The organism is Parendozoicomonas sp. Alg238-R29 (assembly GCF_947331445.1).
Taxonomy (GTDB): Bacteria; Pseudomonadota; Gammaproteobacteria; order Pseudomonadales; family Endozoicomonadaceae; genus Sansalvadorimonas.
Window position 1 is genome coordinate 1 of record NZ_CAMZOG010000182.1, and the last position, 2371, is coordinate 2371.

Annotated in this window: 1 protein-coding gene, 2 tRNA genes and 2 rRNA genes; 1 reads left to right on the forward strand and 4 read right to left on the reverse strand. The window is 49.9% G+C overall.

Annotated elements, in window-relative coordinates:
* A 23S ribosomal RNA gene (locus QMA35_RS21365) occupies window positions 1-1137 on the reverse strand; the annotation flags it as partial.
* A 285-nt stretch (window positions 1138-1422) separates the two neighbouring features.
* Here QMA35_RS21365 and QMA35_RS21370 point away from each other — a divergent pair.
* Entirely contained in the window at window positions 1423-1593 is a 171-nt protein-coding gene (locus QMA35_RS21370) for a hypothetical protein (RefSeq protein WP_281649163.1), read from the forward strand.
* On the opposite strand, the gene QMA35_RS21375 is transcribed toward QMA35_RS21370, so the two are convergent.
* The 3 genes from QMA35_RS21375 to QMA35_RS21385 all read right to left on the reverse strand — a co-directional run.
* A tRNA-Ala gene (locus QMA35_RS21375) sits at window positions 1581-1656 on the reverse strand. The genes QMA35_RS21370 and QMA35_RS21375 overlap by 13 nt on opposite strands.
* 28 nt (window positions 1657-1684) lie before the next feature.
* Window positions 1685-1761 (reverse strand) — tRNA-Ile (locus tag QMA35_RS21380).
* Window positions 1762-1825: 64 nt separating this feature from the next.
* Window positions 1826-2371, reverse strand: a 16S ribosomal RNA gene (locus tag QMA35_RS21385); the annotation flags it as partial.

The window sequence follows — 2371 nt, forward strand, 5'->3', positions numbered from 1 at the left end:
GCCCCGTTACATCTTCCGCGCGGGCCGACTCGACTAGTGAGCTATTACGCTTTCTTTAAAGGATGGCTGCTTCTAAGCCAACCTCCTAGCTGTTTTAGCCTTCCCACATCGTTTCCCACTTAATCATGTTTAGGGACCTTAGCTGGCGGTCTGGGTTGTTTCCCTCTTGACAACGGACGTTAGCACCCGCTGTCTGTCTCCTATGCTCGTACTCCACGGTATTCGGAGTTTGCATCGGGTTGGTAAGTCGGGATGACCCCCTAGCCGACACAGTGCTCTACCCCCGTGGGTAATACATAAGGCGCTACCTAAATAGCTTTCGGGGAGAACCAGCTATCTCCGGGCTTGATTAGCCTTTCACTCCGATCCACAAGTCATCCGCTGGCTTTTCAACGACAGTCGGTTCGGTCCTCCAGTTGGTGTTACCCAACCTTCAACCTGCCCATGGATAGATCGCCCGGTTTCGGGTCTACACCTTGCAACTGCACGCCCTATTAAGACTCGGTTTCCCTACGGCTTCCCTAAACGGTTAACCTTGCTACAAAATGTAAGTCGCTGACCCATTATACAAAAGGTACGCAGTCACCCTCTCTCCTTAAAAGAAGAGTCAGGCTCCCACTGCTTGTACGCACACGGTTTCAGGGTCTATTTCACTCCCCTCAACGGGGTTCTTTTCGCCTTTCCCTCACGGTACTGGTTCACTATCGGTCAGTCAGTAGTATTTAGCCTTGGAGGATGGTCCCCCCATCTTCAGACAACATATCACGTGTGTCGTCCTACTTAATATGTCGATAATCGTCTTCGTGTACGGGGCTATCACCCACTATGGCGGCACTTTCCAGAGCCTTCCACTAACTCATATCGCTCGGCTGGTCCCCGTTCGCTCGCCGCTACTGGGGGAATCTCGGTTGATTTCTTTTCCTCCGGGTACTTAGATGTTTCAGTTCCCCGGGTTCGCCTCTCAAAACCTATGTATTCAGTTATGAGATACCTGTCTTGTGACAGGTGGGTTTCCCCATTCGGACATTCTTGGATCACAGCTCGTTTATCAGCTTCCCAAGACTTTTCGCAGATTACCACGTCCTTCATCGCCTCTGACTGCCAAGGCATCCACCGTGTGCGCTTAGTCACTTGACCATATAACCCAAAACAATCTTTAAAAAATTATCTTCAGATCGATCAAATAACGCGTTTTTTAAGAGGCCTCCGACTAAAGAAGACGTCTAGTAACGATTCGCCACACACTTGATTCAACAGTCCTTCTTCAAGCTCCGAAGAGTTAAAGCGCTTCTATTGAAAAGTTATCAACAATTGCTTGCTAACAACTTGAGTGCTCAGCAACTAAACATACAAAACTATTCAAAGAACAATTTGCATGTGTTGACAGATTCCATATTTTTAAAGATCAGATGCCCTCCACGGATGGAGGAAATACCAGAAATCGTCAGAAACGATTTCGGCGGTTTTTTCGACAAAAAAAAAACCAAAATTCAACACACCATTCTTTTACAGCAAGAATATGCATTCAATTTTGATTTTTCAGGCTCTTTAACGAGCGGCGCTTCACAGCGCAAGAAAAATGGTGGAGCCTAGCGGGATCGAACCGCTGACCTCCTGCGTGCAAGGCAGGCGCTCTCCCAGCTGAGCTAAGGCCCCTTTATTGCTTATGTACTTCTTGGGGAAGTGGTGGGTCTGGGCAGACTCGAACTGCCGACCTCACCCTTATCAGGGGTGCGCTCTAACCAACTGAGCTACAGACCCATAAGCAAGATGATCTTTCACAATTCAGGCAATTCGTGTGAGTACTTGTCGGTGAGATTTCGTTTAAGGAGGTGATCCAGCCCCAGGTTCCCCTAGGGCTACCTTGTTACGACTTCACCCCAGTCATGAATCACTCCGTGGTGACCGCTCTCCCGAAGGTTAAGCTAGCCACTTCTGGAGCAACCCACTCCCATGGTGTGACGGGCGGTGTGTACAAGGCCCGGGAACGTATTCACCGCGACATTCTGATTCGCGATTACTAGCGATTCCGACTTCACGGAGTCGAGTTGCAGACTCCGATCCGGACTACGAAACGTTTTCTCAGATTAGCTCCACATCGCTGCTTCGCAACCGTCTGTACGTCCCATTGTAGCACGTGTGTAGCCCTGGCCGTAAGGGCCATGATGACTTGACGTCATCCCCACCTTCCTCCGGTTTGTCACCGGCAGTCTCCCCAGAGTGCCCACCATTACGTGCTGGTAACTAAGGATAGGGGTTGCGCTCGTTACGGGACTTAACCCAACATCTCACGACACGAGCTGACGACAGCCATGCAGCACCTGTATCAGAGTTCCCGAAGGCACCAAACTATCTCTAGTCAGTTCTCTGT

Excerpts from the sequence above, each read along its gene's own strand:
- QMA35_RS21370 (WP_281649163.1), top strand. The coding sequence starts at position 1,423 with ATGGAGGAAATACCAGAAATCGTCAGAAACGATTTCGGCGGTTTTTTC.